Source organism: Streptomyces capoamus (assembly GCF_014654935.1).
Lineage (GTDB): Bacteria > Actinomycetota > Actinomycetes > Streptomycetales > Streptomycetaceae > Streptomyces > Streptomyces capoamus.
On sequence record NZ_BNBF01000001.1, the window covers coordinates 248,147 to 270,196 of the forward strand.

Annotated in this window: 17 protein-coding genes and 1 pseudogene; 11 read left to right on the top strand and 7 right to left on the bottom strand. The window is 74.2% G+C overall.

The window, feature by feature from the left end:
* Positions 1-210: 210 nt before the first annotated feature.
* The 3 genes from IE312_RS01195 to IE312_RS01205 all read right to left on the bottom strand — a co-directional run bounded on the left by IE312_RS01195 (position 211) and on the right by IE312_RS01205 (position 3,036).
* Complete coding sequence (locus tag IE312_RS01195) at positions 211-1,209, bottom strand: N-acetylglucosamine kinase (RefSeq protein ID WP_189977419.1); 999 nt, start codon at positions 1,207-1,209, stop codon at positions 211-213.
* On the bottom strand, positions 1,206-1,883 hold the full coding sequence (locus IE312_RS01200; RefSeq protein ID WP_189977421.1) for a uracil-DNA glycosylase: 678 nt from the start codon (positions 1,881-1,883) through the stop codon (positions 1,206-1,208). Before IE312_RS01200 ends, IE312_RS01195 begins: the two co-directional genes overlap by 4 nt.
* 64 nt (positions 1,884-1,947) lie before the next feature.
* Positions 1,948-3,036, bottom strand: coding sequence for a WD40/YVTN/BNR-like repeat-containing protein (locus tag IE312_RS01205; protein WP_189978199.1), 1,089 nt, complete (start codon positions 3,034-3,036; stop codon positions 1,948-1,950).
* A gap of 272 nt (positions 3,037-3,308) precedes the next feature.
* Here IE312_RS01205 and IE312_RS01210 point away from each other — a divergent pair, with 272 nt between their 5' ends.
* Complete coding sequence (locus tag IE312_RS01210) at positions 3,309-3,902, top strand: Rv1733c family protein (RefSeq protein WP_189977423.1); 594 nt, start codon at positions 3,309-3,311, stop codon at positions 3,900-3,902.
* Between the two features lie 67 nt (positions 3,903-3,969).
* On the opposite strand, the gene IE312_RS01215 is transcribed toward IE312_RS01210, so the two are convergent.
* Together IE312_RS01215 and IE312_RS01220 are read right to left on the bottom strand one after the other, a co-directional pair.
* Positions 3,970-5,988 (bottom strand): HEAT repeat domain-containing protein, encoded by a 2,019-nt coding sequence (locus IE312_RS01215; RefSeq protein ID WP_189977425.1) that lies wholly within the window; start codon positions 5,986-5,988, stop codon positions 3,970-3,972.
* 145 nt (positions 5,989-6,133) lie between these two features.
* A complete protein-coding gene (locus IE312_RS01220; RefSeq protein WP_189977428.1) occupies positions 6,134-7,816 on the bottom strand; it encodes an acyl-CoA dehydrogenase family protein in 1,683 nt (560 codons plus the stop codon).
* A gap of 80 nt (positions 7,817-7,896) precedes the next feature.
* On the opposite strand from IE312_RS01220, the gene IE312_RS01225 reads away from it, so the two are divergent.
* The 6 genes from IE312_RS01225 to IE312_RS01250 all read left to right on the top strand — a co-directional run bounded on the left by IE312_RS01225 (position 7,897) and on the right by IE312_RS01250 (position 15,292).
* Positions 7,897-8,652: a PaaX family transcriptional regulator C-terminal domain-containing protein gene (locus tag IE312_RS01225; protein WP_189977430.1), complete on the top strand. Its 756-nt coding sequence runs from the start codon at positions 7,897-7,899 to the stop codon at positions 8,650-8,652.
* A gap of 277 nt (positions 8,653-8,929) precedes the next feature.
* Entirely contained in the window at positions 8,930-9,877 is a 948-nt protein-coding gene (sbnA, locus tag IE312_RS01230; RefSeq protein ID WP_229898831.1) for a 2,3-diaminopropionate biosynthesis protein SbnA, read from the top strand.
* 54 nt (positions 9,878-9,931) lie between these two features.
* Positions 9,932-10,933: a 2,3-diaminopropionate biosynthesis protein SbnB gene (sbnB, locus tag IE312_RS01235; RefSeq protein ID WP_189977432.1), complete on the top strand. Its 1,002-nt coding sequence runs from the start codon at positions 9,932-9,934 to the stop codon at positions 10,931-10,933.
* Positions 10,927-12,780, top strand: a complete 1,854-nt coding sequence (locus IE312_RS01240) for an FAD/NAD(P)-binding protein (RefSeq protein ID WP_189977434.1) — start codon at positions 10,927-10,929, stop codon at positions 12,778-12,780. Before sbnB ends, IE312_RS01240 begins: the two co-directional genes overlap by 7 nt.
* Entirely contained in the window at positions 12,777-13,979 is a 1,203-nt protein-coding gene (locus IE312_RS01245; RefSeq protein WP_189977436.1) for a trans-sulfuration enzyme family protein, read from the top strand. The genes IE312_RS01240 and IE312_RS01245 overlap by 4 nt, the downstream gene beginning before the upstream one ends.
* A complete protein-coding gene (locus IE312_RS01250) occupies positions 13,976-15,292 on the top strand; it encodes a benzoate/H(+) symporter BenE family transporter (RefSeq protein WP_370467498.1) in 1,317 nt (438 codons plus the stop codon). Before IE312_RS01245 ends, IE312_RS01250 begins: the two co-directional genes overlap by 4 nt.
* A 39-nt stretch (positions 15,293-15,331) precedes the next feature.
* On the opposite strand, the gene IE312_RS01255 is transcribed toward IE312_RS01250, so the two are convergent.
* A complete protein-coding gene (locus tag IE312_RS01255) occupies positions 15,332-16,117 on the bottom strand; it encodes a pectate lyase (protein WP_189977438.1) in 786 nt (261 codons plus the stop codon).
* A 28-nt stretch (positions 16,118-16,145) separates the two neighbouring features.
* Positions 16,146-17,102: a pectate lyase family protein gene (locus IE312_RS01260; protein ID WP_189977440.1), complete on the bottom strand. Its 957-nt coding sequence runs from the start codon at positions 17,100-17,102 to the stop codon at positions 16,146-16,148.
* Positions 17,103-17,468: 366 nt separating this feature from the next.
* On the opposite strand from IE312_RS01260, the gene IE312_RS01265 reads away from it, so the two are divergent.
* The 4 genes and pseudogenes from IE312_RS01265 to IE312_RS38390 all read left to right on the top strand — a co-directional run.
* Entirely contained in the window at positions 17,469-18,734 is a 1,266-nt protein-coding gene (locus IE312_RS01265; RefSeq protein ID WP_370467499.1) for an extracellular catalytic domain type 1 short-chain-length polyhydroxyalkanoate depolymerase, read from the top strand.
* Positions 18,735-19,098: 364 nt separating this feature from the next.
* Complete coding sequence (locus IE312_RS01270; RefSeq protein ID WP_370467500.1) at positions 19,099-20,424, top strand: SGNH/GDSL hydrolase family protein; 1,326 nt, start codon at positions 19,099-19,101, stop codon at positions 20,422-20,424.
* A 146-nt stretch (positions 20,425-20,570) separates the two neighbouring features.
* Positions 20,571-21,182: a hypothetical protein gene (locus IE312_RS01275; RefSeq protein WP_189977443.1), complete on the top strand. Its 612-nt coding sequence runs from the start codon at positions 20,571-20,573 to the stop codon at positions 21,180-21,182.
* Positions 21,183-21,188: 6 nt separating this feature from the next.
* Positions 21,189-22,050, top strand: a pseudogene (locus tag IE312_RS38390) (cation-translocating P-type ATPase); the annotation flags it as partial.

Sequence of the window (22,050 nt, forward strand, 5' to 3'; positions counted from 1 at the left end):
ATCCGCCGTTCGGGGAGGGTACAGGTGAGCGGTATCCGTCCTGTTTTGTCTGATGAGTTACGCGCGGATGGCACATGCGGCGGGCACGTACCGGACGCACGGGCGGGTACCGGGATGTAACCGCCGCTCCGGGAGGAAGGCCACCGGGAGCAAAAGGCCACCTGGCGGAAGGTCACCCGGCGGGAAGGCCACCCGGCCGCGTGCGGAAGCTCACTTGGCGGGAAGGCCACCGGCGCCGCCGCCCGGGGCGGGACGCACGAACAGCATCGCCGGTTCGCCCGGCAGGGCGAGCCGTCCTGTCGCCAGGTCCGTCGCGATCCGCACCGAACCGTGCAGCGGATCCCCCTCGGCCGGCACCTGACGGGCGTGCGGCAGCCTGCGCGCCAGCTCCTCGCGCAGGGGTACCAGCAGCGGGTCGCCCATCTTGAAGAGGCCGCCGGTGAGCGCGAGTCGGGGCGCGCCGTCCGCGGGGCACACGACGGCGGCGGAGTCGGCCAGGTGCCGGGCCGCCGTGCGCAGGATGTCCGCGGCGACCGGATCCCCCGCGGCGCACGCGGCCACCCGGGGAGCGAAGGAGGCCAGTACGGCCGCCCGGTCGGTCCGCGGGTACAGCAGGCCGGGCAGTTCGCGCACCGGGCCGAACTGCTCCTCGGCGAGGGCCAGGAGTGCCGCCGAGCCGCCGTCGCGGCCGTCGTGGGCGCGTAGCGCCGCCTCCAGGCCGGCCCGCCCGATCCAGGCACCGCCGCCGCAGTCGCCCAGCAGGTGCCCCCAGCCGTCGGCCCGCCGCCAGGTCGTCAGATCCGTGCCCACCGCGATCAGCCCGGTGCCCGCGGCGAGGACGGCACCCGGACGCGCACCGAGGGCGCCGACGTACGCGGTGACGGCGTCGGCGGCCAGCGCGACGGCCCGCACGCCCAGCTCCCGGGCCAGCGCGCCCGGCAGTTCGGCGCGCAGGGCGTCGCCCAGGCTGGCGAACCCGGCGGCACCGACCACGGCCGTGCCCAGCCCGGACAGGCCCGCCTCGGCGGCCAGGGCGCGGGCGCGCGGCACGAGTTGCTCCATCAGGTGGCCGGGGTCGATGCCCCGGGCGCCCGTGCGGACCGGTTCCCGGGTCTCGCTCCCGGCCGAGGGTCCCCGCCCCGGGACGCCGACCGCGACCCGGAGGCCGGAACCGCCGGAGTCCACGGCGAGATACCCGGCGACGGTCACGGCAGACGCCAGTCCACGGGCTGTCCGCCCTGCTCGACCAGCAGGTCGTTGGCGCGGCTGAAGGGCCGTGAGCCGAAGAAGCCCCGGTCGGCCGACATGGGCGAGGGGTGCGCGGACTCCACCGCCGGCAGCCGGCCCAGCAGCGGACGCAGATTGCGGGCGTCACGGCCCCACAGGATGGACACCAGCGGCTTCCCGCGCGCCGCCAGCGCCCGGATGGCCTGCTCGGTGACCTCCTCCCAGCCCTTGCCGCGGTGCGCGCCCGGACTGCGCGGTGCGGTGGTGAGCGCCCTGTTGAGCAGCAGCACGCCCTGCCGCGTCCACGGTGTGAGGTCCCCGCTGGACGGCTGGGGCAGCCCCAGGTCGCCGGTCAGCTCGCGGAAGATGTTGATCAGGCTGGGCGGCAGCGGGCTGACCTCGGGCGCCACGGAGAACGACAGGCCCACCGCGTGCCCCGGGGTGGGATACGGGTCCTGACCCACGATCAGGACCCGTACCTCGTCGAAGGGCTGCTGGAAGGCCCGCAGGACGTTCGGTCCGGCCGGGAGGTAGGTGCGTCCCGCGGCGATCTCCGCGCGCAGGAAGTCGCCCATGGCGGCGATCCGTCCGGCGACGGGTTCCAGGGCCTTCGCCCAGCCCGGTTCGACGATTTCATGCAAGGGTCGTGGTGCCACGGGCGTCACCCTACTGCCGCGCACCCGTCGGCGATCAACCCATGGCCCTCGCCCGTGCGCGGGGTCAGCCGACCACCGCCGCCCGCACGCACAGCACGTCCGGCAGGTGCGCGGCCAGCTGCTGCCAGCTGTCGCCGTCGTCGGCCGAGGCGAACACCTCGCCGTTGCGGTTGCCGAAGTACACCCCGGCCGGGTCGCCGTCGTCCGTGCACAGCGCGTCCCGCAGGACCGTGCCGTAGTGGTCCTCCTCGGGCAGCCCCTCGGACAGCGGCTCCCAGGTGCGGCCCGCGTCCGCCGTGCGGAACACCCGGCAGCGGTGCCCGGCGGGCACCCGGTCCGCGTCGGCGTTGATCGGGAAGACGTACGCCGTGCCGCCCTGGCGCGGGTGCGTGGCCGCGGCGAAGCCGAACGTCGACGGCAGGCCCTCGCCGATGTCGGTCCAGTGCGCGCCCGCGTCGTCGCTGCGGTACACACCCCAGTGGTTCTGCAGGTACAACCGGTCCGGGTCGGCCGGGTCCCGGGCGACCTTGTGCACGCACTGGCCGAACTCCGGGTCCGGGTCCGGCAGGAACACCGCGGACACACCGGAGTTGGACGGCACCCAGCTCGTCCCGCCGTCCGTCGTGCGGAACACCCCGGCCGTGGACACGGCCACCGTCACGGCCCGCGGATCGCGCGCGTCGGTGAGCACCGTGTGCAGGCCCTCACCGCCCCCGCCGGGCACCCACCGCGAGCGGGTCGGGTGCTCCCACAGCGGCCGGACAAGCTCGAAACTCTCGCCGCGGTCCACCGAGCGGTACAGCGCGGCCGGTTCCGTGCCCGCGTACACCACGTCCGGTTCGGCGGCGGACGGGTGCAGCTGCCAGACCCGCTCCAGGGAGGCACCGGTGTCCTTGGGGAACTTCACGGCGGGCCGGGACGGTTCGGTCCACGTCCGGCCGAGGTCGTCGGAGTGGAACACCGACGGGCCCCAGTGCGCGCTGTCGCCGGCCGCCAGCAGCCGGGGCCGGGCGCCCCGGGTGTCGATCGCGACCGAGTAGACGGCCTGCGCGTTGAAGTACGGGCCGCCGTCGAACTCCCAGGGGCCGCCGCGCCGCCGCCGCGCGATGAAGAGGCCTTTGCGGGTGCCCACCGCCAGCAGAACCTCGGTCATGCCGATCACCTCCGGGACGCCGTTGTCCCAGTAGTCGTTCAGATACGGGCCAGTGTGCACCCCGCCACTGACACTCCTGCCCCGTGCGGCGTCCGCGCAGGTCAGGCCTGTGTCGCCGCGTTGCGGCGAAGATCGGCCGGTTCCGTTGCGGCATGTGCCTGCGCGAGGGGGGTGTCTCGTGCGACCGTCGGGGAGACGGCTCGTCGTGAGCAACGGAGTGATCTTTCCCGTATGGGAGGGCGGTCCGGCCGGTCGGTGCGCTCGTGAGGAGGATGCCTTTGAAGGCGTTCCGTGGTCCGAAGGTGTGGCTGTGGCGCTGGCGGCGCAACCCGCTCAAACGCCGGGCCGACGTGGTGGAGGCCTGGGTGGTGCTCGGTGCCTGTGTGCTCACCGTCCTGGCCGGTGTGCTGGCCGGCCTCGCGGCGGCCGGTTCGGTGGAGGACGGGCTCGCCCGGGAGCGGGCCGCCCGGCGGCCCGTGGTCGCGCGGGTCGAGGCGCGGGTGCCGGGGTCGTCGTCCCCGCACAGCAGCCACGCCTCCGCCGGTGAACGGGTCTGGACCCGGGTCCGCTGGACGGTGCCCGACGGCTCCCCCCACACCGGCCAGGTCCGGGTGGAGCCCGGCAGCAAGCCCGGTACGCCGGTCGCCGTGTGGACCGATCCGCAGGGGAACCTCGTCTCCCCGCCCGCCACCGCCTCCGAGGCGGCCTTCCGGGCCACCCTGATCGGCCTCCTGGTCGGTGCGGGCGCGGCGGCGGTCCCCCTCGTCGCCGGCCTGACCGTGCGCGGCCGCCTGGAACGCCGCCGCATGGATGCCTGGGACACCGAGTGGTCTCGCCTGGGGCCCCAGTGGGGACGCATGGTCTGACCCGGACGCGCCGAGCCGGAAGTGCCGAGCCGGAAGTGCCGAGCCGGACGGGACGTGCCGGTCCCGCCTACGACCCGGCGGCCATGTCCCGGCACATCCGCAGCAGTTCCTCGTCGTCCGGGATGTCCCGGTCCCCGTACGGGCCCCCGCCCGCCGTGTGCCGGCGGGGACACCTCAGTTCGGCGGTGACCAGGTCGTACAGGGGCGCGGCCGCGGGGCCCATGCCGGTCATGCAGCGGGCGATGGACGAGCGGGTGCGCGGGTCCGCCGTCCAGGCGGTCCGGAAGACGGGCAGGACCGGGTCCGGGTCCCCGGCGATGTGCCACAGCGCGCACGCGGCCGGTACCCGGTCCCGCACCGGCCCGGAACCGGCGAGCCGGCGCAGTCCGGGCAGCGCGACGCGTGCGGCGGGACCCAGCCGGGCGAGCTGCCGCGCGGCGCGGCGGCGGATGTCCGGATCCGGTCGCGCCGACTCCCGCAGCAGGACGGGGACCACGGCGGCGGCATCCCCGTCCGCCGACCACAGCGCGCCCGCCGCGGTGGCCGCGTGCCGGGTGTGCAGCAGCGTGCGCAGGAGCGGCGCCGCCTGCGCGGCCGCGCCCAGCTCCGTCAGCGTCTCGATCACCTGGCCGGCGACCGCGTCCCGGGCTCCCAGACCGTCGGGAGCGCCCGCCAGCAGCCGCAGCAGCTCGGGTACGGCGTCCCGGTCCCCGACGGCCCTGACCGCCGTCAGCAGCGGCGCGGCGAGCCGGGCGGCGGTGGGCGAGGCGAGCGGGACCCGGCCCAGCCGGTGGCGCACCGCGGGGGCCAGCGCGGTCGCGGCCCGGCCGAGGTGGGCGACTTCCCGGCCCAGCCCGACGGGTGCCGCCGGGCCGGCCAGCAGCTGGGCCAGGGGCGGCACCGCGCGCGGATCGCCCGTCCTGGCCAGCGCCTTCAGCGGGCCGCCCAGCGTGGGCGGGCAGCGTTCCCAGCGGTGCGTCCACAGATCGGGTCGCGCGGCCACCAGCGCCTGCAGGTCGTCCGCCGCCGGCGCGGCCAGCTCGAACAGCCCGGCCAGGACCGAGACTCCCGCGTCCCGCAGCCGGTCGTGCTCGCCCGCCAGCTGGGCGCCGAGCAGCCGCACGAGCCCGTCGTACGGGCCGCGCCAGCCGCGCAGCAGCCCCGCCGACATCCACACGGCATTGCACCGGTCCACCGGGTCCGGGCTGGTCAACTGCCCGGTGAGCAGGGCGATCCGGTCGTCCACCCGGTCACCGAGGGCACGGTGCAGGGTGCGCAGCAGCACCGCGCCCTGCTCGTCGGAGGGCCGCAGCCGTCGTATGCGGCGCACCAGGGTGTCGGTGCCCGGCTCCGCCTGGAGCCGCAGGCGCCGCGCGGACCGCTGACGCAGCAGCCGGACGGCCGTCGGCACCAGATCGGCGGGGAGCCGGCCGGGCGCGTGGAGCGCGAGCTGGCCGAGCGCCGCGAGCCGCGGGCCCGGCTCGCAGGGCGGCAGGCTCTGTTCGGCCAGGAGGTCCAGCGCGCGGCCGGCGTGCGCGGGGCAGCGGTGCGCGAACAGGCCGAGCGCCTCCGTGAGGGCCGTCAGGACGCGGTCGTCCCGCTCCGCCCGCAGCCGCCGGCGCAGTACCTCCAGCACCCGCGGGGGCTCGTCCAGGAAGCGCACCAGGGCCCCGGCCGCCGCCCGGCGCACCGCCGGATCCGGGTCGTCCGCGAGGAGTGCGAAGACCTCGGCGCCCGCGCACACCGCGGCCCGCGCCCGCCCGTCCGCCGCCGGCCCCGGCGGTCCGTCCGCGCCCCCCGCGCCGGAGGCGGCCTGCGAGCCGATGCTGACCAGCAGTTCCACGATGCAACCGCGGTCCGGCACCTCCGCACGGACCAGCAAGGCGAACAGGAAGGGCACGCAGGCGAGCGTCGAGTCGTACACCCTCCCCTGGTGGTGCACCGCGCCGTACATGCCGTCGAGCGCGGTCGCCCGCTCGGCGGTGTCCGCGGACGCCAGGGCCCGCAGCCACCCGGGCACGTCCTCCGCGCTGCCCTGCGCGTGCCGCAGCGAGGCCCAGTCGACCTCGTCGATCCCGCTGAACACGTTGTCCTCCCCGGACGAGTGCCACCTGACCGGGAAGTGTGCACCACGGCACCGACAACGGTACGGAATCATCCGCTGACTGTGTGCGATCCGTCGGCGTGGACCGGCCACGGGGCGGCGGCGCCCGACGCGCGCGCGGAGGGGGTCAGTTCCGGCCGGGCAGCGCCCGCTCCAGGATGGCGTCCAGGTCGGCCCCCGCGGGCAGGGTGCCGAAAGCGTGGCCCCAGTCGCCGCCCAGCCGGGTGGCGCAGAAGGCGTCCGCGACCGGGTGCGGGGCGTACCGGACGAGCAGGGAGGCCTGGAGGGCGAGCGCCATCCGCTCGACCAGCCGGCGGGCGCCCGTCTGATCGGTTCCGGCCATCTGGTCCCGGAGGGCCGCCACGGCCGTGTCGAGCCGGGCGTCCGCCCCGCGCGCGAGGGCGAGTTCGGCGAAGAGGGCCTCGGCCGTGTCCGTCTCACGGCCGAGGGCGCGCAGCACGTCGAGCGCGTTGACGTTCCCGGAGCCCTCCCAGATCGACAGCAGCGGGGCCTCCCGGTAGTGCCGGGGCATGCCGGAATCCTCGACGTACCCGTTGCCGCCCAGGCACTCCAGGGCCTCCGCGGTGAACGCCGGGCCCCGCTTGGTGACCCAGTACTTGCCGACGGCGGTGGCGATGCGCCGGAAGGCCCGCTCCCCGGCGTCCCCGCGCACCGCCCGGTCGGCAGCGCCGGCCAGCCGCAGGGTGAGCGTCGTCGCCGCCTCCGACTCCAGCGCCAGATCGGCCAGGACGTTGCGCATCAGCGGCTGTTCGATCAGCCGGGCCCCGAACGCGCCGCGGTGGCGCGCGTGGTGGCCCGCCTCGACCAGCGTCTTGCGCATCAGGGTCGCGGAGGACATCACACAGTCCAGCCGGGTGCAGTTGACCATCTCGATGATGGTTTTCACGCCCCGCCCCTCCGGCCCGACCAGCCAGGCCAGCGTCCGGTCGAACTCGGGCTCCGAGGAGGCGTTGGACCGGTTGCCCAGCTTGTCCTTCAGCCGCTGGATACGGAAGGTGTTCCGGCTGCCGTCCGGCAGGATCCGCGGCACCAGGAAGCACGACAGCCCGCCCGGGGCCTGCGCGAGCACCAGGAAGACGTCGCACATGGGCGCCGACGTGAACCACTTGTGCCCGCGCAGCGTGTACACGCCCGCCTCGCCGGTGGGCGTGGCCGTGGTGGTGTTCGTCCGCACGTCGGAGCCGCCCTGCTTCTCCGTCATGCCCATCCCGGCGAGCAGTCCGGGCTTCTCGGTGGGGACGCGCAGCTCCGGGTCGTACTCCCGGCTGGTGAGCAGCGGCTCGTACACCTTGGCGAGATCCGGCTGGGCCCGCAGGGCGGGAACGGCCGCGTACGTCATCGAGGCGGGACAGCCGTGTCCCGCCTCCGTGTGCCCCCACACCAGTCCGCTCGCGGTCCGGGCGACGTGCGCGCCCGGCCGGTCGTCGGCCCAGGGGGCGCCCGCCAGGCCCTCGGCGACCGCCGTCCGCATCAGGTGGTGCCAGCTGGGGTGGAACTCGACCTCGTCGACGCGGTGGCCGTAGCGGTCGTGGGTGCGCAGCACCGGCTCGTACCGGTTCGCCAGCTCACCCCATTCCTGCGCCTCCGCGCTGCCGGCGCGCGCCCCGAGGCGCCGGACGGCCTCCTCGGCCCACCCGGCGCCCTCCCGGCGCAGGCCCTCCAGCAGGGCCGGGTCGTCGGAGGAGTCGTACGGGGTCAGGGGCGGGGGCTGGTTGGTGACGTCGTGCGTGGCCTCCGGCCACGGGGACGGCGACTGCGGCTGGGACTGCGACTGCGACTGCGTGGGCATCGAGACCATAGGAGCATGTTGCACTCTTCCTGCGGTCGTAGCAATGATGCAACAACACGGCACACGTAGAGTGCGGGGTCATGCGCATGAACGTCTCCGCGGAGCCCGACGGGGCCGGTCTGCGACCGCTGTCCGCCCGGTCGGTCGTGCTGAGTCTGCTGCTCGGCGCGCACCCGCCCGAGCTGCCCGTGAAGGACCTGGTCCGGCTGGTGGAGCCGTTCGGGGTCGGCGGCTCCACCCTGCGGGCCGCGCTGAGCCGGATGGTGGCCGCGGGCGATCTCCGGCGCGCGGACGGCGTCTACCGGCTGAGCGACCGCCTGCTGGCCCGTCAGCGCCGCCAGGACGAGGCCGTGCAGCCCCGCACGCGCGCGTGGGACGGCGACTGGGAGATGGTGGTGATCACGGCGACCGGCCGCGGCCCCGCCGAACGCGCCGACCTGCGCAACCGGCTGACCGCCCTGCGCCTGGCCGAACTGCGCGAGGGCGTGTGGCTGCGCCCGGCCAACCTCGACCGCCCGCTGCCCGCCGGTCTGCACCGGGTGGCCCTGACGTACACCGCGCGCCCCGACGAGCCCCCGCGGGAGCTGGCCGCCAGGCTCTGGCCGCTGGCCGACTGGGCGGCCGTGGCGCACGCCCTGCTCGACCGTGCCGCCCGGGCCGAGCACCCGGCCGAGCGGTTCACCGCCTACGCGGCGGCCGTCCGCCACCTGCTCGCCGACCCGGTCCTGCCGTCCGCCCTGCTGCCGGCCGACTGGCCGGGGGAGGGACTGCGCCGCGCGTACGCCGGATACCGGCGGGAGGTGGGTGTGACGCTGGACGCGGGTGAACGGGAGTAATCCCACCGCGGAATGACTCATTCATAAAGTTAAGGCCCCTTAAGGGACTGGCCCTTGGCAGGAATTTGCTTGTCTTGTATGGCGCTTCATGCGACAGTGGCGTCATCGCGACGAATGACTGGGGGATACGGCGATACTTGGGGGACGGGGGAAAGAAGTCCCTTCTGCGTAGCGTGCGCTCACTAAAGCGCACCGCACCGACCGGCAAGCCCGATGGGCACCGTCAGCACCGGCGTCGACCGCGCCGCGCGTGCCCGGTTCTACGGTTTGGATTCTGGTGATAGCGGAAGAAGTGTACGACCTCGTGCTGGACGATCTGTTCGTCCAGCTCCATCAACTGGTTCCGGGAAGTTCCGTCTTCCTCAAGATCGAGGGCCTCAATCCCGCGGGCTCGGTGAAGCTCAAGACCGCGGTGGCCCTGGTAGAAGAAGCCGAGGCCTCCGGGTGCCGCTTTCCGCGGACCCGGCTCATCGAATCGACCTCGGGAAACCTGGGAGTCGCCCTGGCGATGGTCTGCGCCGCCAAGGGGTATTCCCTCACCTGTGTCACCGACCCGAACGCCGGCCCGCAGACCGTCCGCCTGATGGAGGCCCTCGGCGCGGAGGTCGTGGTGGTGACCGCCAGGGACGGCAACGGCGGCTACCTGCAGTCCCGTATCGACCACATCCAGGAGCGCCTGAGCCGCGAACCCGACCTGCACTGGCTCAACCAGTACGCCAGCCCGGCGGGCCCGCGTGCCCACCGGCAGCGCACCGGGCGGTCCATCCTCAGGGAACTCGGTCACGTGGACTACGTGTTCGTCGGCGCCGGCACCACGGGCACGCTCATGGGCTGCGCGCAGTTCTTCCGCCGGCACAGCCCCGGGACGCGGATCATCGCCGTCGACAGCACGGGATCGGTGACTTTCGGGGGACCGGCGGGCCGCCGTCACATACCCGGTCTCGGCACCAGCAGGCGGCCGGAAATCCTCACCGAGACCATGGTCGACGAAGTGGTGATGATCGCCGAGACGGAAGCCGTGGACATGTGCCGCACCCTCGCCAGGGAACGCGGCCTGCTGCTCGGCGGGTCGACCGGCACGGTGCTCAGCGCGGTACAGAACACGGCCAAGAAGATTCCCGACGGCAGCGTCGTCGTGGCGATCTCGCCGGACTTCGGTGACCGGTATCTGGAGTCCGTCTACGACGATTCCTGGGTGGCCGAGCGCTGGCCCGGACATCTCTGAAAGTCCGTCACGAAGAAAAGCTCGGGCGACCACCCGAGACGGGGGAAACGCAAAGTGTTCAATTTTGAAATAGTCGCGGGCGGTACCGTGCGCGACGTCCTCGGCGACCACCGCCGTGAAGTCCTGGACCTGGTGCGCCGCACCTATCGCCTGCACGAGACCGGCGAGACGGTCAATCCCGACAGCTACTTCCTGCGCTTCCCGGAGAAACCGGACGCGCGCATCATCGCGCTGCCCGCCTTCCTCGGCCCCGAGGCCGGTGTCGCCGGCATCAAGTGGATCGCGAGCTTCCCGGAGAACACGCAGTCCGGCACACCCCGCGCCTCCGCCGTGCTCGTCCTCAACGACTACGCGACCGGCTACCCCGTGGCCTGCCTGGAGGCCGCCACCATCAGCTCCGCCCGCACCGCCGCCTCCGCGGCCGTCGCCGCCACCGCGCTGCGCCCGGAGGGACACCGGGGCAGGACGATCGCGGTCGTGGGGGCCGGGGTCATCGCCCGCGCGATCTGCGACTACCTGCACGCGGCGGACTGCGTCCCCGACTCCTGGCTCGTCCACGACCTGCACGAGCCCTCCGGCCGGGCCCTCGTCGAGCACCTGCGCGCCACCCGGCAGGCGCCAGTCTCCTTCACCGCGCACCTCACCGAGGCCCTCGCGGCCGACACCGTCGTGTTCGCGACGACGGCGCTGAAGCCGTACGTCACCACGCCGTTCGCGCCCGGCCAGCTCGTCCTGCACGTCTCGCTGCGCGACCTGGCCCCCGAGGTGGTGCTGGGGGCCCAGAACATCCTGGACGACGTCGACCACTGCCTGAAGGCCGACACCTCTCCGCACCTGGCCGAACAGGTCAGCGGCGGGCGTGACTTCGTCACCGGCACGCTGGCCGGCGTACTCGACGGCGCGGTCACGCCCGACGCCGGGCGCCCGGTGATCTTCTCGCCGTTCGGCCTGGGCGTACTGGACCTCGCGCTCGGCGCCTTCGTCCTGGAACAGGCGCGCCGCGCCGGCACGGCCGTCGAGATCCCCGACTTCTTCGGGGAGACACGCCGATGGTGACCTCCGCAGGACCGTCCGTGGTGATCATCGGCATGGGCTCCCGGGGCCTCGGACTCCTGGAACGCCTGGTCGCCCACTGCCTCACCCGCCCCGCGCCGGTGACCGCGCACCTGGTCGACCCGCGGCCCCCCGGCCCCGGGTTCCACCTGGCCGGCCAGCCCGACCACCTGCTGCTCAACACCGTCTGCTGCCAGCTGACGGCGTTCGCGGACGAGCAGATGGTCGAGGGTCCGGTCCCGCTGACCGGCCCCTCGCTCGCCGAGTGGTGCGCCGGGCGGGACCTGCGCCTGGCCGACGACGGCTACACCGTGCGCGCCGGCCTCGGGCGCCGGATACGGCCCGACGACTTCCTGCCGCGCAGGCTGCTGAGCGAGTACCTCGCCTGGGCCGCCGAGAAGATCATCGCGGCGGCGCCCGACTGCCTGACGGTCGTCCGGCACCGCTGCGAGGCGGCCGACGTGCGACCGGGCCCCACCGGCACCGAGCTGGTGGAACTCGCCGACGGCACCGTGCTCGACGCCGACGCCGTGTTCGTCACCGTCGGCCACCACTCCCTGTACCGCCCGCCCGCACCGGCCGCCGACCCCGGGCTGATCACCCGCCCGTACCCGCTGCCCGAAGCCCTCGACGGTGTCGCGCCGGGCGAGCGCGTCGCCGTACTCGGCACGGGCCTGACCGCCATGGACGTCGTCGCGAGCCTGACCCTGGGCCGCGGCGGCCGGCACGCACCGCACGCGTCGGGGCTCCGGTACGTACCGAGCGGCCGGGAACCCCGGATCGTCCTGGCGAACCGGTCGGGCCTGCCCGCGCGCGCCCGGCCCCACCTCGGCCCCGGCCGGGTGCGCCGCGCACCGCTCGCGCTGACGGCCGACGGTGTCGCACGGCTGCGGCGACGGCGTGCCGACGGCCGCCTGCACTTCCGCGAGGACGTGGTGCCGCTCGTCGAGGCGGAGATGGAACTGGCGTACTACCGCGCCCTGCGGGCCCGCGAGTGCGGTGACGCGGCGGCCGCCGGCCGGGAGTTCGCCGAACGCGCCCGGCGGACCGGATACGCGGCACTGCTGGCGCGGTGCCGCGCCCATCACGGACCCAGCCCGCTGGCCGGGATCCTCTCCCCGGCCCCGGCGGGGCGGCGCTGGGACGACCACGACGCCTACGCCCGCTGGTTCACCGCGGAGGTGGCGGCGGACCTGGCCGAGGCCCGGGCCGGACTCGGCGCCAGCCCGCTGAAGGAGGCGCTGGAGGTCCTGCGGGACCACCGGGACGTCCTGCGGACCGTCGTGGACGCGCCCGGCCTCGACGACGCGTCCCGCGCCGTGTTCTTCGGCGACTTCACCGCCACCGTCAACCGGCTGGTCACCGGACCCCAGCTGGACCGCTCGGCCGAGCTGCTGTCGCTGGTGCGGGCGGGCCTGGTCCAGATCGGTCCCGGCCCGCGGCCCAAGGTCGTCGCCCCGGCGGGGCGCGGCCCCTGGGTCCTGGAGTCCACCGCCCTGCGGCGGCCCGCGGCGGTCCAGGTCGACCACGTCGTGCACGCGCACCTCAGCGAACCCGCCCCCGACCGCGTGCCCGGCTCGATGCTCGCCCGGCTCGTGGGCGCCGGCCGGGTCCGCACCCTCGGCTGCCGCGGCGGCCCCGCGCACGGGCTGGAGGTCACCCGCGAGGGCCGGGGCGTCGACCACGCCGGGACCCCGCAGCCGCGGCTGTTCTTCCTGGGCCCGCACACCGAGGGCTCCAGCTACTACAACCACTACGTCCCCTCTCCGGGCGTGCCGTCCCGCGCACTGAGGGACGCGGAACTCGCCCTGAGCACCTCCCTGCCGTCCGTGATCACGAGGATGCGATGACCAACAGCGAGAAGTTCACGCCCTGGACGACGCGGTACCGGCCGGAGACCCGGGCCGCGCAGGGCGACGGCTGGCGGGGCCCGGACACGGGCGCCGTACCACCGCCCGTCAGCCTCGCCGCTACCTACGCCCGGGACGCCGAGTACCGGCTCCCCGGCGGCCTGGCGTACCTGCGCGACCAGGGCGGCCCCGGCTACGAGCAGGTGGAGAACGTGGTCGCGGGGCTGGAGGGCGGCGCCGGAGCGCTGGTGTTCTCCTCGGGCATGGCGGCGGCCACCGCGGTGTTCCAGGTGCTGCCCGGCGGCTCCCGGGTCGTCGTGCCGCGGACCATGTACTTCGGGCTGACCAAGTGGCTGACGGAGTTCGGGCCGCAGCGCGGCCTGGAGGTCGTCCACGTGCCCATGGACGACCTGGACGCCGTGGCCGCGGCCGTCTCCGCCGCCCCCACCGCCCTGGTGTGGGCGGAGAGCCCGGCCAACCCGACCTGGACGGTCACCGACGTGGCAGCCGTCGGCGAGATCGCCCACCGCGCCGGTGCCCTCTTCGGCGTCGACAACACGGTGCCCACCCCGGTGCACAGCCGCCCCTTCGAGCTCGGCGCCGACGTGGTCATGCACTCCGGCACCAAGTACCTCAACGGGCACACCGATGTCGTCGCCGGCTTCCTCGTACTGGCGCCCGAGCGCACCGAGGCCCGCGCGACCCTCTGGGAGCGGCTCCAGCTGCACCGCAGGCTGACCGGCCCGCTCCTCGGCCCGCTGGAGACCTACCTCCTGATGCGCGGCATCCGCACGCTGTTCCCGCGCATGCGGCAGATATCGGCCACCGCGCAGGCCCTCGCCGAGCACTTCGCCGCGCACCCGCTGGTGAGCCGGGTCGCCTATCCCGGCCTGCCCACCGATCCTGGGCACACGGTCGCCGCCCGCCAGATGACCGGCGGATTCAGCGGCATGCTCTCCCTGCACGTGGCCGGCGACTGGCAGCGCTCGCTGCGTGTCGCCCAGCACTGCCGGCTGTTCATCCGGGCCACTTCGCTGGGCGGCGTGGAAAGTCTGATCGAACACCGCTATACCTTCGAGGGACCGGACAGCACCGCGCCGAAGGACATGGTCCGCCTCTCCATCGGCCTGGAGAACCCGGCCGATCTCGTCGCCGACCTGGAAGAGGCCCTGGAACGGGCCGCGAAGGAAGACCGTTGAGTCCCGAGTCCCCCGAGACAGACATCCCTGCGGGCGCGGCGCACACCGCCGCGCCGCCCGGCCCGGCCGGAGAGCGCGATCCCGCGGGAGAACCCCGCCCCGCCGCGGAAAGCGAACCGGCGCCCCCGCCCCGGCTGTCGCGCGACGCGTCCCTGTCCGCCGTCCTCGCGGGCCTCGTGGCCGTCGTCGTGTCCTACTCGGGACCGCTGGTCATCGTGCTCTCGGCGGCCTCGGCCGGACACCTCAGCACGGCACAGACCAGTTCCTGGGTGTGGGCCATCTCCATCGGCAGCGGCCTGACCTGCATCGGGCTGAGCCTGCGCACCCGGATGCCGGTCATCACCGCCTGGTCGACGCCGGGCGCGGCGCTCCTGGTCACCAGCCTGGGCGCCTACTCCTACGCCGAGGCCGTCGGCGCCTTCCTGATCACCGGTGCCGTCATCACGCTGATCGGGCTCACCGGGGTGTTCGGACGGCTGATGCGCCAGGTGCCGGCGGCGGTGGTCTCCGCGATGCTGGCGGGCATCCTGTTCAGCTTCGGCACCCATGTGTTCACCTCGCTGAAGACGGCGCCGGTGATCGCCGGATCCGTGCTGGTGGCCTACCTGGTGGCCAAGCGGCTGCTGCCCCGGTACGCGGTGCTCATCGCGCTCGCCGTGGGCGTCGTCGGCAGTGCGGCCACGTCCCGGCTGCACGTCCACGTCGACAAGATCGAGCTGGCGCGGCCGGTGCTGACCACGCCGGCGTTCTCCGTCGCCTCGCTCGTCGGTATCGCGGTGCCCATGATCCTGGCCACCCTGGCCTCGCAGAACGCCCCCGGCATGGCGGTGCTCACCGCCTCCGGGTACCGGCCCCAGGACCGGCTGCTCATCGGCACCACCGGGCTGGCCTCCACCGCGCTCGCCCCCTTCGGGTCGCACGCGATCAACCTGGCCGCGATCACCGCGGCGATCTGCACCGGCCCGGAGTCCCACCCCGACCCGCGCCGGCGCTACGTGGCCGGTGTCTCGTGCGGCGCCTTCTACCTGCTGATCGGTGCCTTCGGCTCCACCCTGGTGGCCTTCTTCGCCGGACTGCCGAAGGAATTGGTCGCCGCCATCGCCGGGGTCGCGCTGTTCGGGGCGCTGGCCGGCGGCATCACCGGTGCGGTCAAGGAGGAGAAGGACCGCGAGGCCGCGCTCATCACCTTCCTGGCCACCGCCTCCGGCGTCACCCTGTTCGGCATCGGGTCCGCGTTCTGGGGCCTGGTGTTCGGTGTGACCGCGCACCTCGTCCTGTCCGGGCAGTGGCGCCGGCGGACCGCCGGGGCGTGACCACGGGCCGGGCCGTCATGGCGGCCCGGCCCGCCCGGCTCACTTGTAGGTGATGTCCGAGCCGGAGTATTTGCAGTACGTGCCGTCCGGGTCGGAGCCGTTCTTCGACGGTTCCTTGCCGGTGTTGTTGCCGATGTACTTCTGGCACGGCACGATCTTGTGGCCGGAGTCGCCGACCACGGTGATGTTCCGCAGGGTCGCGCTGTCGCCGTAGTTGGTGTTGATGCCGACGAGCGCGGTGCCCTTGTAGGTCGCCTCGATGTTGTCGATGTTGATCGTCCGCTTGTACTGCGTCCTGCAGTTGCCGCAGGAGCGGACGAGCTTGCCGAAGTTCCTGACGGCGAAGCCGGACACGTCCAGCGTGCCGGCGCCGTTGAACTGGAAGACCTTGTCGCTGGCTTCCTTCGCCCCGCCGCCGGTGACGGTGTAGACGTTGGACGACGAGGAGCCGAGGAAGGTGGCCGCGTCCTCGCCGACGTCCTCCCACCAGACGTTCTGCAGGGTGCAGCTGCCCAGACAGTGGATGCCGTCCGCGGCGGGCGAGCCGATGACGACGTTCTTGAGGACCGTGCCGGGGGCGAGTTCCAGCAGCGGGTCCTGGTCCTCGTTCTGCCCGCCGGTGCCGAGGTCCCCGCTGCCGTACAGCCGCTTCATCCCGTAGTCCTTGGTGCCGGACACGGAGATGGTGGCGGAGACCGGCTGGCTGCCGCTGGGGGTCGGCCAGGTGGCCGCGTCCGCCGGCGTCGATGTCATGATCATGCCAAACACGAGACCGAGGGTGGCCAGGCCGCCCAGCAGGCCGCGCGGGGTCGCTGATGGGGTCATGTCCCGAATGCCTTCTTCCGAGTGGGGGTCAGATCTTTCCGGTCCCGGCGCCCGAGGTCACCGAGGCGACGACACCGGAGGCGGGTTCGGCTGTGTAGCCGTACGGCGGGGTGGTGAAGCCGCCGGTCCGCGAGACCTCGGTGGCGGCTCCGCCGAGGTCGTTGCCGCGCAGGACGGCGTATCCGTCGACGTCGCTGTCCCGGCTGGTGGTGACGGCGACCTGGGTCTCGCGGAAGACGTTGCTCTCGACGAGCATCTGCGCGCCCATGCGGGAGTGCACGGCCGTCTCGGCGCCGACGACGTAGTTGTCGTAGAAGTGCCCGGTGCCGAACCGCAGGCTCGGTGTGCGGGAGTTGACGTGGTCGAACCAGTTGTGGTGGTACGTCACCCGCAGGTGCCCGGTGTCCTCGGCCGCGTTGTTGTCGCTGTGGCCGACCAGTGAGCCCTTGTAGTGGTCCTTGAAGACGTTCCAGGACACCGTGACGTGATCGGAGGCGTGCGTGATGTCGACCAGGCCGTCGTAGTAGTCCTTGCCGTGGTCGCGGTCGGAGGACAGGGAGTTGTGGTCGATCCACACCTGCGTGGCGGTCTGGACGGTGATGGCGTCCGTCTTGACGGCCTTGCTGATGGTGAGGTTGCGCAGGACGACGTTGCCCACCTTCTTCAGGCGCAGTCCGCCGCCGGTGAATCCGGAGGACGAACCGACGCCCAGCACCGTGGTGTTGGAGCCGATGTCCACCTGACCGCTCAGCTTGATCAGGCCGTTCACCTTCACCACCTTCGCCGCGCTGCCGGTCACGGCGGCCTTGAAGGCGTCCAGGGTGGACACGGTCACCGCCGGGGCGTTGCCGCCGCCGGTCGTGCCGGCGCCGAAGCCGACCGCGGCCGAGTCGGCGGCGCCCGCCGGCTGGGGCAGGGCGACCAGGACCGCGGTCGCCAGCGCGACGGCCGTCGCGGCCGTGCCGGAAACTCCTCTGAGGTGCATGCGAGTGCGTCCGTTCTCTGTGGGGGCTGAGTCACGTGCGGGTCAGCTACATGAATATCGTGCGCTGAATGGAACGCATATGCAGGGGATCGCGAGCCAGGAGGGCCAGAATCGACTCCCGCCGGTCACGGTGATGAACGGGACCGTAAGGTGCAAGCGCTTTCTAGTCAACCGGTCGCGCACGGCTCCTTCTCGTGCACGCAACTGCGTGGGAGCGCTTCCATGGCGGGCTCGTCCATGCCACGATGCCGGATGGTTCCCCGCACGACGCGCACGCAGCACGCCCCGCACGAGCCGCGATCAGAAGGGACAGATGACGTGCCCCGCACACCGCACCGCTCGAGAACCGCCCTCCGCAAGGCACTTGTGGCCCTCCTCGGTGGACTGCTGCCGCTCCTCGCGGCACTCGCGGTCGCCGCGCCCCCGGCCTCCGCCCGGACCGAGGCCGTACCCACCGCCACCCTCACGGAGGTCACCGGCTTCGGCGCCAACCCCAGCAACCTGCAGATGTACGTCTACGTGCCGGCCGGCGTCACCGCGCACCCGGCGGTCGTCGTGGCCGTGCACTGGTGCGGCGGCTCCGCGCCCGCGATGTACTCCGGCACCGAATGGGCCTCGCTCGCCGACCAGCACGGGTTCGTCGTCGTCTACCCGTCGGTGACCCGCGCCAGCAAGTGCTTCGACGTCTCCTCCCCGCAGGCGCTGCGCCACGGCGGCGGCAGCGATCCGGTCGGCATCCGGTCCATGGTCGACTGGACCACGCGCACCTACGCCGCCGACACCGGCCGGGTCTTCGTCACGGGCATCTCCTCCGGCGCGATGATGACCAACGTCCTGCTCGGCGACTACCCCGACGTGTTCGCCGCGGGTGCCGCCTTCTCCGGCGTCCCCTTCGGCTGCTTCGCCACCACCGACGGCTCCGAGTGGAACAGCGCCTGCTCCGGCGGCACCGTCATCCGCACCCCGCAGCAGTGGGGCGACCTGGTGCGCGCCGCCTATCCCGGCTACACCGGTCCGCGCCCACGCATGCAGCTGTGGCACGGCACCGAGGACGACACCCTGCGCTACCCCAACTTCGGGGAGGCGATCAAGCAGTGGACCAACGTGCACGGCCTCGGCCAGACCCCCGCTGCCACGGACACGCCCGTCGCCGGCTGGACCCGCACCCGCTACGGCGCCACCGGTGACCGGGCCCCCGTCGAGGCGATCAGCCTCCAGGGCGTCGGCCACAACCTCTACAGCCGGGGCATGGCCTCCCGTGCGCTGACCTTCTTCGGCCTCGACGGTGGCGGCACCACACCGCAACCGCCCGGCGCCGCCTGCAAGGTGACGACCGCGGTCAGCGCCTGGAGCACCGGTCTGACCGCCTCCGTGACCGTCACCAACACCGGTACGACTCCGGTGAACGGCTGGAAGCTTGGGTTCACCCTCCCGGCGGGCCAGACCCTCACCAACGGCTGGAACGCCGGCTACAGCGGCAGTTCCGGCGCGGTGACGGCGACCAACGCCGCGTACAACGCCACCATCGCGCCCGGCGCGAGCGTCACCATCGGCTACCAGGCCACCCACACCGGCAACAGCGCGGCACCGGCCGCGTTCACCCTCAACGGCAGCGCCTGCGCCACGGGGTGACGACCGGGTGCGGGCCTGCCCCGACCGGTCCGGCCCGCACCCGCGGCCGTACAGACCCGCACCCCCGGCCGTGTCGGCAGGCCCTCGTCAGGTCGGCCCGGTCCCAGCCGTGTCAGCCCGCGCGTCCGTAACGCCGTTCCGCACTACGCGACGCGGGCCGGTCCCCGCCGCGTCAGCAGGGGCCCCGTTCGCCGGCCCTCACGTCGGCACGCGCGCCGTCCCTCCCGCACACCCGGTCTCTGCCCGTACGGCCCCACCCCTGTCCCACGCCCCCCTGCCCGCACACCCGGCCCCTGCCCCCCGTGGTCCCCGCCCCCGCCCGCCCGGTCCCTACCGACCGGTCTCGTCTCCCGGAAAGGCCCCCGTGAAGCCGTCCCGCGGAACGCCGCTCGTCACCCTGCTCAGCACCTGCGTCCTCGTCCTCGCCCTCCTCGTGACGGCCTCCGCCCTCACGGCGCTCGTCACCGGGCCGGCTCCGGCGACTGCCGGGGCCGGCCCCGGGCGCCACTGGGTGAGCACCTGGACCGGCATGCCCCAGCTGACCGAGCCCGCCAACCTGCCGCCCGCCCCGTACACCGGTGAGAAGTCGGTGCTCGTCGACACCACCCTGCGGCAGACCGTGCGTGTCACCGCCGGCGGCCCCCGGATCCGGCTGCGCTTCTCCAACGCCTACGGCGACACCCCGCTGCCGCTCACCGCCGTCACCGTGGCCCTGCCCCGCGACGGCAGGGCCGGCGTCGACGCGGTCGAGCCCGGGAGCCTGCACCGGGTCACCTTCGCGGACCGGCCCGCCGTGACCGTCCCCGTCGGCGCGCAGATGGTGTCCGACCCGCTGGACTTCGAGCTGCGAGCCGGGTCCGAGCTGACCGTCACCGCGTACACCGCGCGCGGCCAGGCCTCGCTCGCGCTCACCTCCCACCCCGGCTCGCGCACCACGTCGTACCTCCTGCACGGCGACCACACGGGCGACCCGGACCTGCCGGGCGCGACCGCCGTCGACCACTGGTACCTGCTGAGCGACGTCGAGGTGCTGGCACCCGCCCGCAGCCGGGCCGTCGCGATCCTCGGCGACTCGCTCACCGACGGACGCGGCTCCACCACCAACGGCAACGACCGCTGGCCCGACCGCTTCTACGACCGCCTGCACGACCGCCCGGGCACGTCCGGCATCGCCGTCCTCAACCAGGCGGCCGGCGGCAACCGCGTCCTCAACGACGGACTCGGCCCCAACGTGCTCGCCCGTCTCGACCGGGACGTCCTGTCCCGCAGCGCGGTGTCCTGGCTGATCGTCTTCGAAGGCGTCAACGACATCGGCACCGCCGAGGCCACGCCCGCGGCGCAGCGCGCGGTGACCGACGACCTGATCGCCGGGTACCGGCAGATCCTCGTCCGCGCCCACGCCCAGGGCATCCGGGTGTACGGCGCGACCCTCACCCCGTTCGGCGGCAGCACCCTGTACGACGACCCGGCGGGGGAGCGGGAGGCCACCCGGCAACGCGTCAACGACTGGATCCGCGCCCCCGGCCACTTCGACGCGGTGATCGACTTCGACCGGGCGGTGCGGGATCCCGCGCACCCCGGCCGGCTGCTGCCCGCCCTGCACGCCGGGGACTGGCTGCACCTCAACCCCGAGGGGTACCGGGCCCTGGCCGCGGCCGTGCCCGGCGGGCTGTTCCGGCACGCCTCCTGAAACCACGGATACGCGGCCCGGGGTAGCGCCGGCGGGGTGCGTGGCGTTCCCTGAGAAGAGGTGTCGTGCCCTGAGACCTGAGGGGATGACCAGCACGGTCGTGGGAACTCGGCGGGCACGCGGGACGATCTCACCCGAGGAGAGTCATGGCTGAGCAGAAGTCGTCGTCGGTCCTCACGGCGCCCCTGCGCGGCGCTGCCTCGGTACTGCGCAGGGTGCCCGGTGCCGGAACGGTGACCAGGGCCGCGGAGGAAACACTGGACAAGGTCGGCGCGGTCTCCCCCCGGGGCCGGCGCATGGCGGTGTACGCGGGGGCCGGGGTGCTCGGTGCCGCGGGCGTGGTGGAGTGGCCCGTGGCGCTCACCGGCGCGGCGGTGGCCTGGCTCACGCAACCCCGGCCGGCACGGTCCGGGGACGCGGGCGCGGGGGAGCCCGAACCCGCCCACGACCTGGGCAGCGCAGCCCTCAGGTCCGGCGGCGGGGGCCACGGGCCCGGCCCGGTGGCCACCGCCGGGACCACCACACCCCAGGCCACGACGCCCGGGGGCACGAGGTCCGGGACCACCACACCCGGGACCACCACACCCGGGACCACGACGCCCGGGGGCACACACGCACCGGGCACACATGCCTCGGGCAGTCACGCCTCGGGCCGGACCGGGCACCCGGAGTCGGCCGATCCGTCCGACGCGGCTCACGGCAGGACGTCCACCGGCCCGCTCGGGCCGACCGCGCGGCCCGACCGCACCACGCTCTAGGAGGTCATGGTGCCCGGACTGCTGACGGCACCCGCGACCGCCGCCCGCCTGCTGCCGGCGGCGCCACGCCTGCTCGCGCGGGCGGCGGCACCTGCGGCCGGACTGGCCGCCGGCGCCGCCGCCGGCACCGCGCGCGCCGGTGTGCGCGGCGCGGACGCCGTCGCGCGAGTGGCGCGGGTGGCCCGCAACGCGCTGCCCGGCGCCGGTGACCACTGGCGGTCCGGTGCCCGCGCCCACCTGGCGGTGCGGCCCCTGGACCCGGAGCACGCGCGGCACGCCGGCGGTACGGCACACCTGGCACGCAGGATGGCCGCCGCGCTGGCCGACCACCCCGACGTGCTCCTCGCCTACTGGGACCAGGGACTCGCCCGGCTGGTGGTGACCGCCACCGGTGAGGAGGCCGCCGACCGGGTCCTGGCGCACGCGGCCGGTCTCGCCGAGCGGCACGGGCTGGTGCTGGCCGCCGACGACCTGGAGGAGACGACGCATCCGGCCGACCCGGCCGGGGTACGCCAGGCGGCGGCCACGCTCGCCGCCGACGGCATCGGCACCGCCGTCGCCCTGACCGCTTACGCCCTGCGGCTGCCGCCCTCGCCCCGGATGCTGACCGCGGCCGTGACGCTGCTGCGCGAGAACCCGCGCTTCCGTGCCTGGCTGCGCACCCGGCTCGGGGAGGACCGCATGGACCTCGTGCTGGCCTGCGCGAACGCCGCCGTGCACGCCACCGGCCAGACCCCCACCTCGCTCGTGCTCGACGGTGCCCTGCGGGCCTGCCAGGTGGCCGAGACGCTGGCCCGCTCGGCCGCCTTCGACACGGTGCACGACCGGCTGTGCGCGCCCGACCGGACCAGCCTCGGCGCCGACCCCG

What these genes read in the sequence shown, in the direction of transcription:
- IE312_RS01225 (WP_189977430.1), top strand. Translation starts at nt 7,897, where the DNA reads ATGCGCATGAACGTCTCCGCGGAGCCCGACGGGGCCGGTCTGCGACCG.
- IE312_RS01240 (WP_189977434.1), top strand. Translation starts at nt 10,927, where the DNA reads ATGGTGACCTCCGCAGGACCGTCCGTGGTGATCATCGGCATGGGCTCC.
- IE312_RS01275 (WP_189977443.1), top strand. Translation starts at nt 20,571, where the DNA reads ATGGCTGAGCAGAAGTCGTCGTCGGTCCTCACGGCGCCCCTGCGCGGC.
- IE312_RS01210 (WP_189977423.1), top strand. Translation starts at nt 3,309, where the DNA reads ATGCCTTTGAAGGCGTTCCGTGGTCCGAAGGTGTGGCTGTGGCGCTGG.
- IE312_RS01220 (WP_189977428.1), bottom strand. Translation starts at nt 7,816, where the DNA reads ATGCCCACGCAGTCGCAGTCGCAGTCCCAGCCGCAGTCGCCGTCCCCG.
- IE312_RS01245 (WP_189977436.1), top strand. Translation starts at nt 12,777, where the DNA reads ATGACCAACAGCGAGAAGTTCACGCCCTGGACGACGCGGTACCGGCCG.
- IE312_RS01260 (WP_189977440.1), bottom strand. Translation starts at nt 17,102, where the DNA reads ATGCACCTCAGAGGAGTTTCCGGCACGGCCGCGACGGCCGTCGCGCTG.
- IE312_RS01255 (WP_189977438.1), bottom strand. Translation starts at nt 16,117, where the DNA reads ATGACCCCATCAGCGACCCCGCGCGGCCTGCTGGGCGGCCTGGCCACC.
- IE312_RS01205 (WP_189978199.1), bottom strand. Translation starts at nt 3,036, where the DNA reads ATGACCGAGGTTCTGCTGGCGGTGGGCACCCGCAAAGGCCTCTTCATC.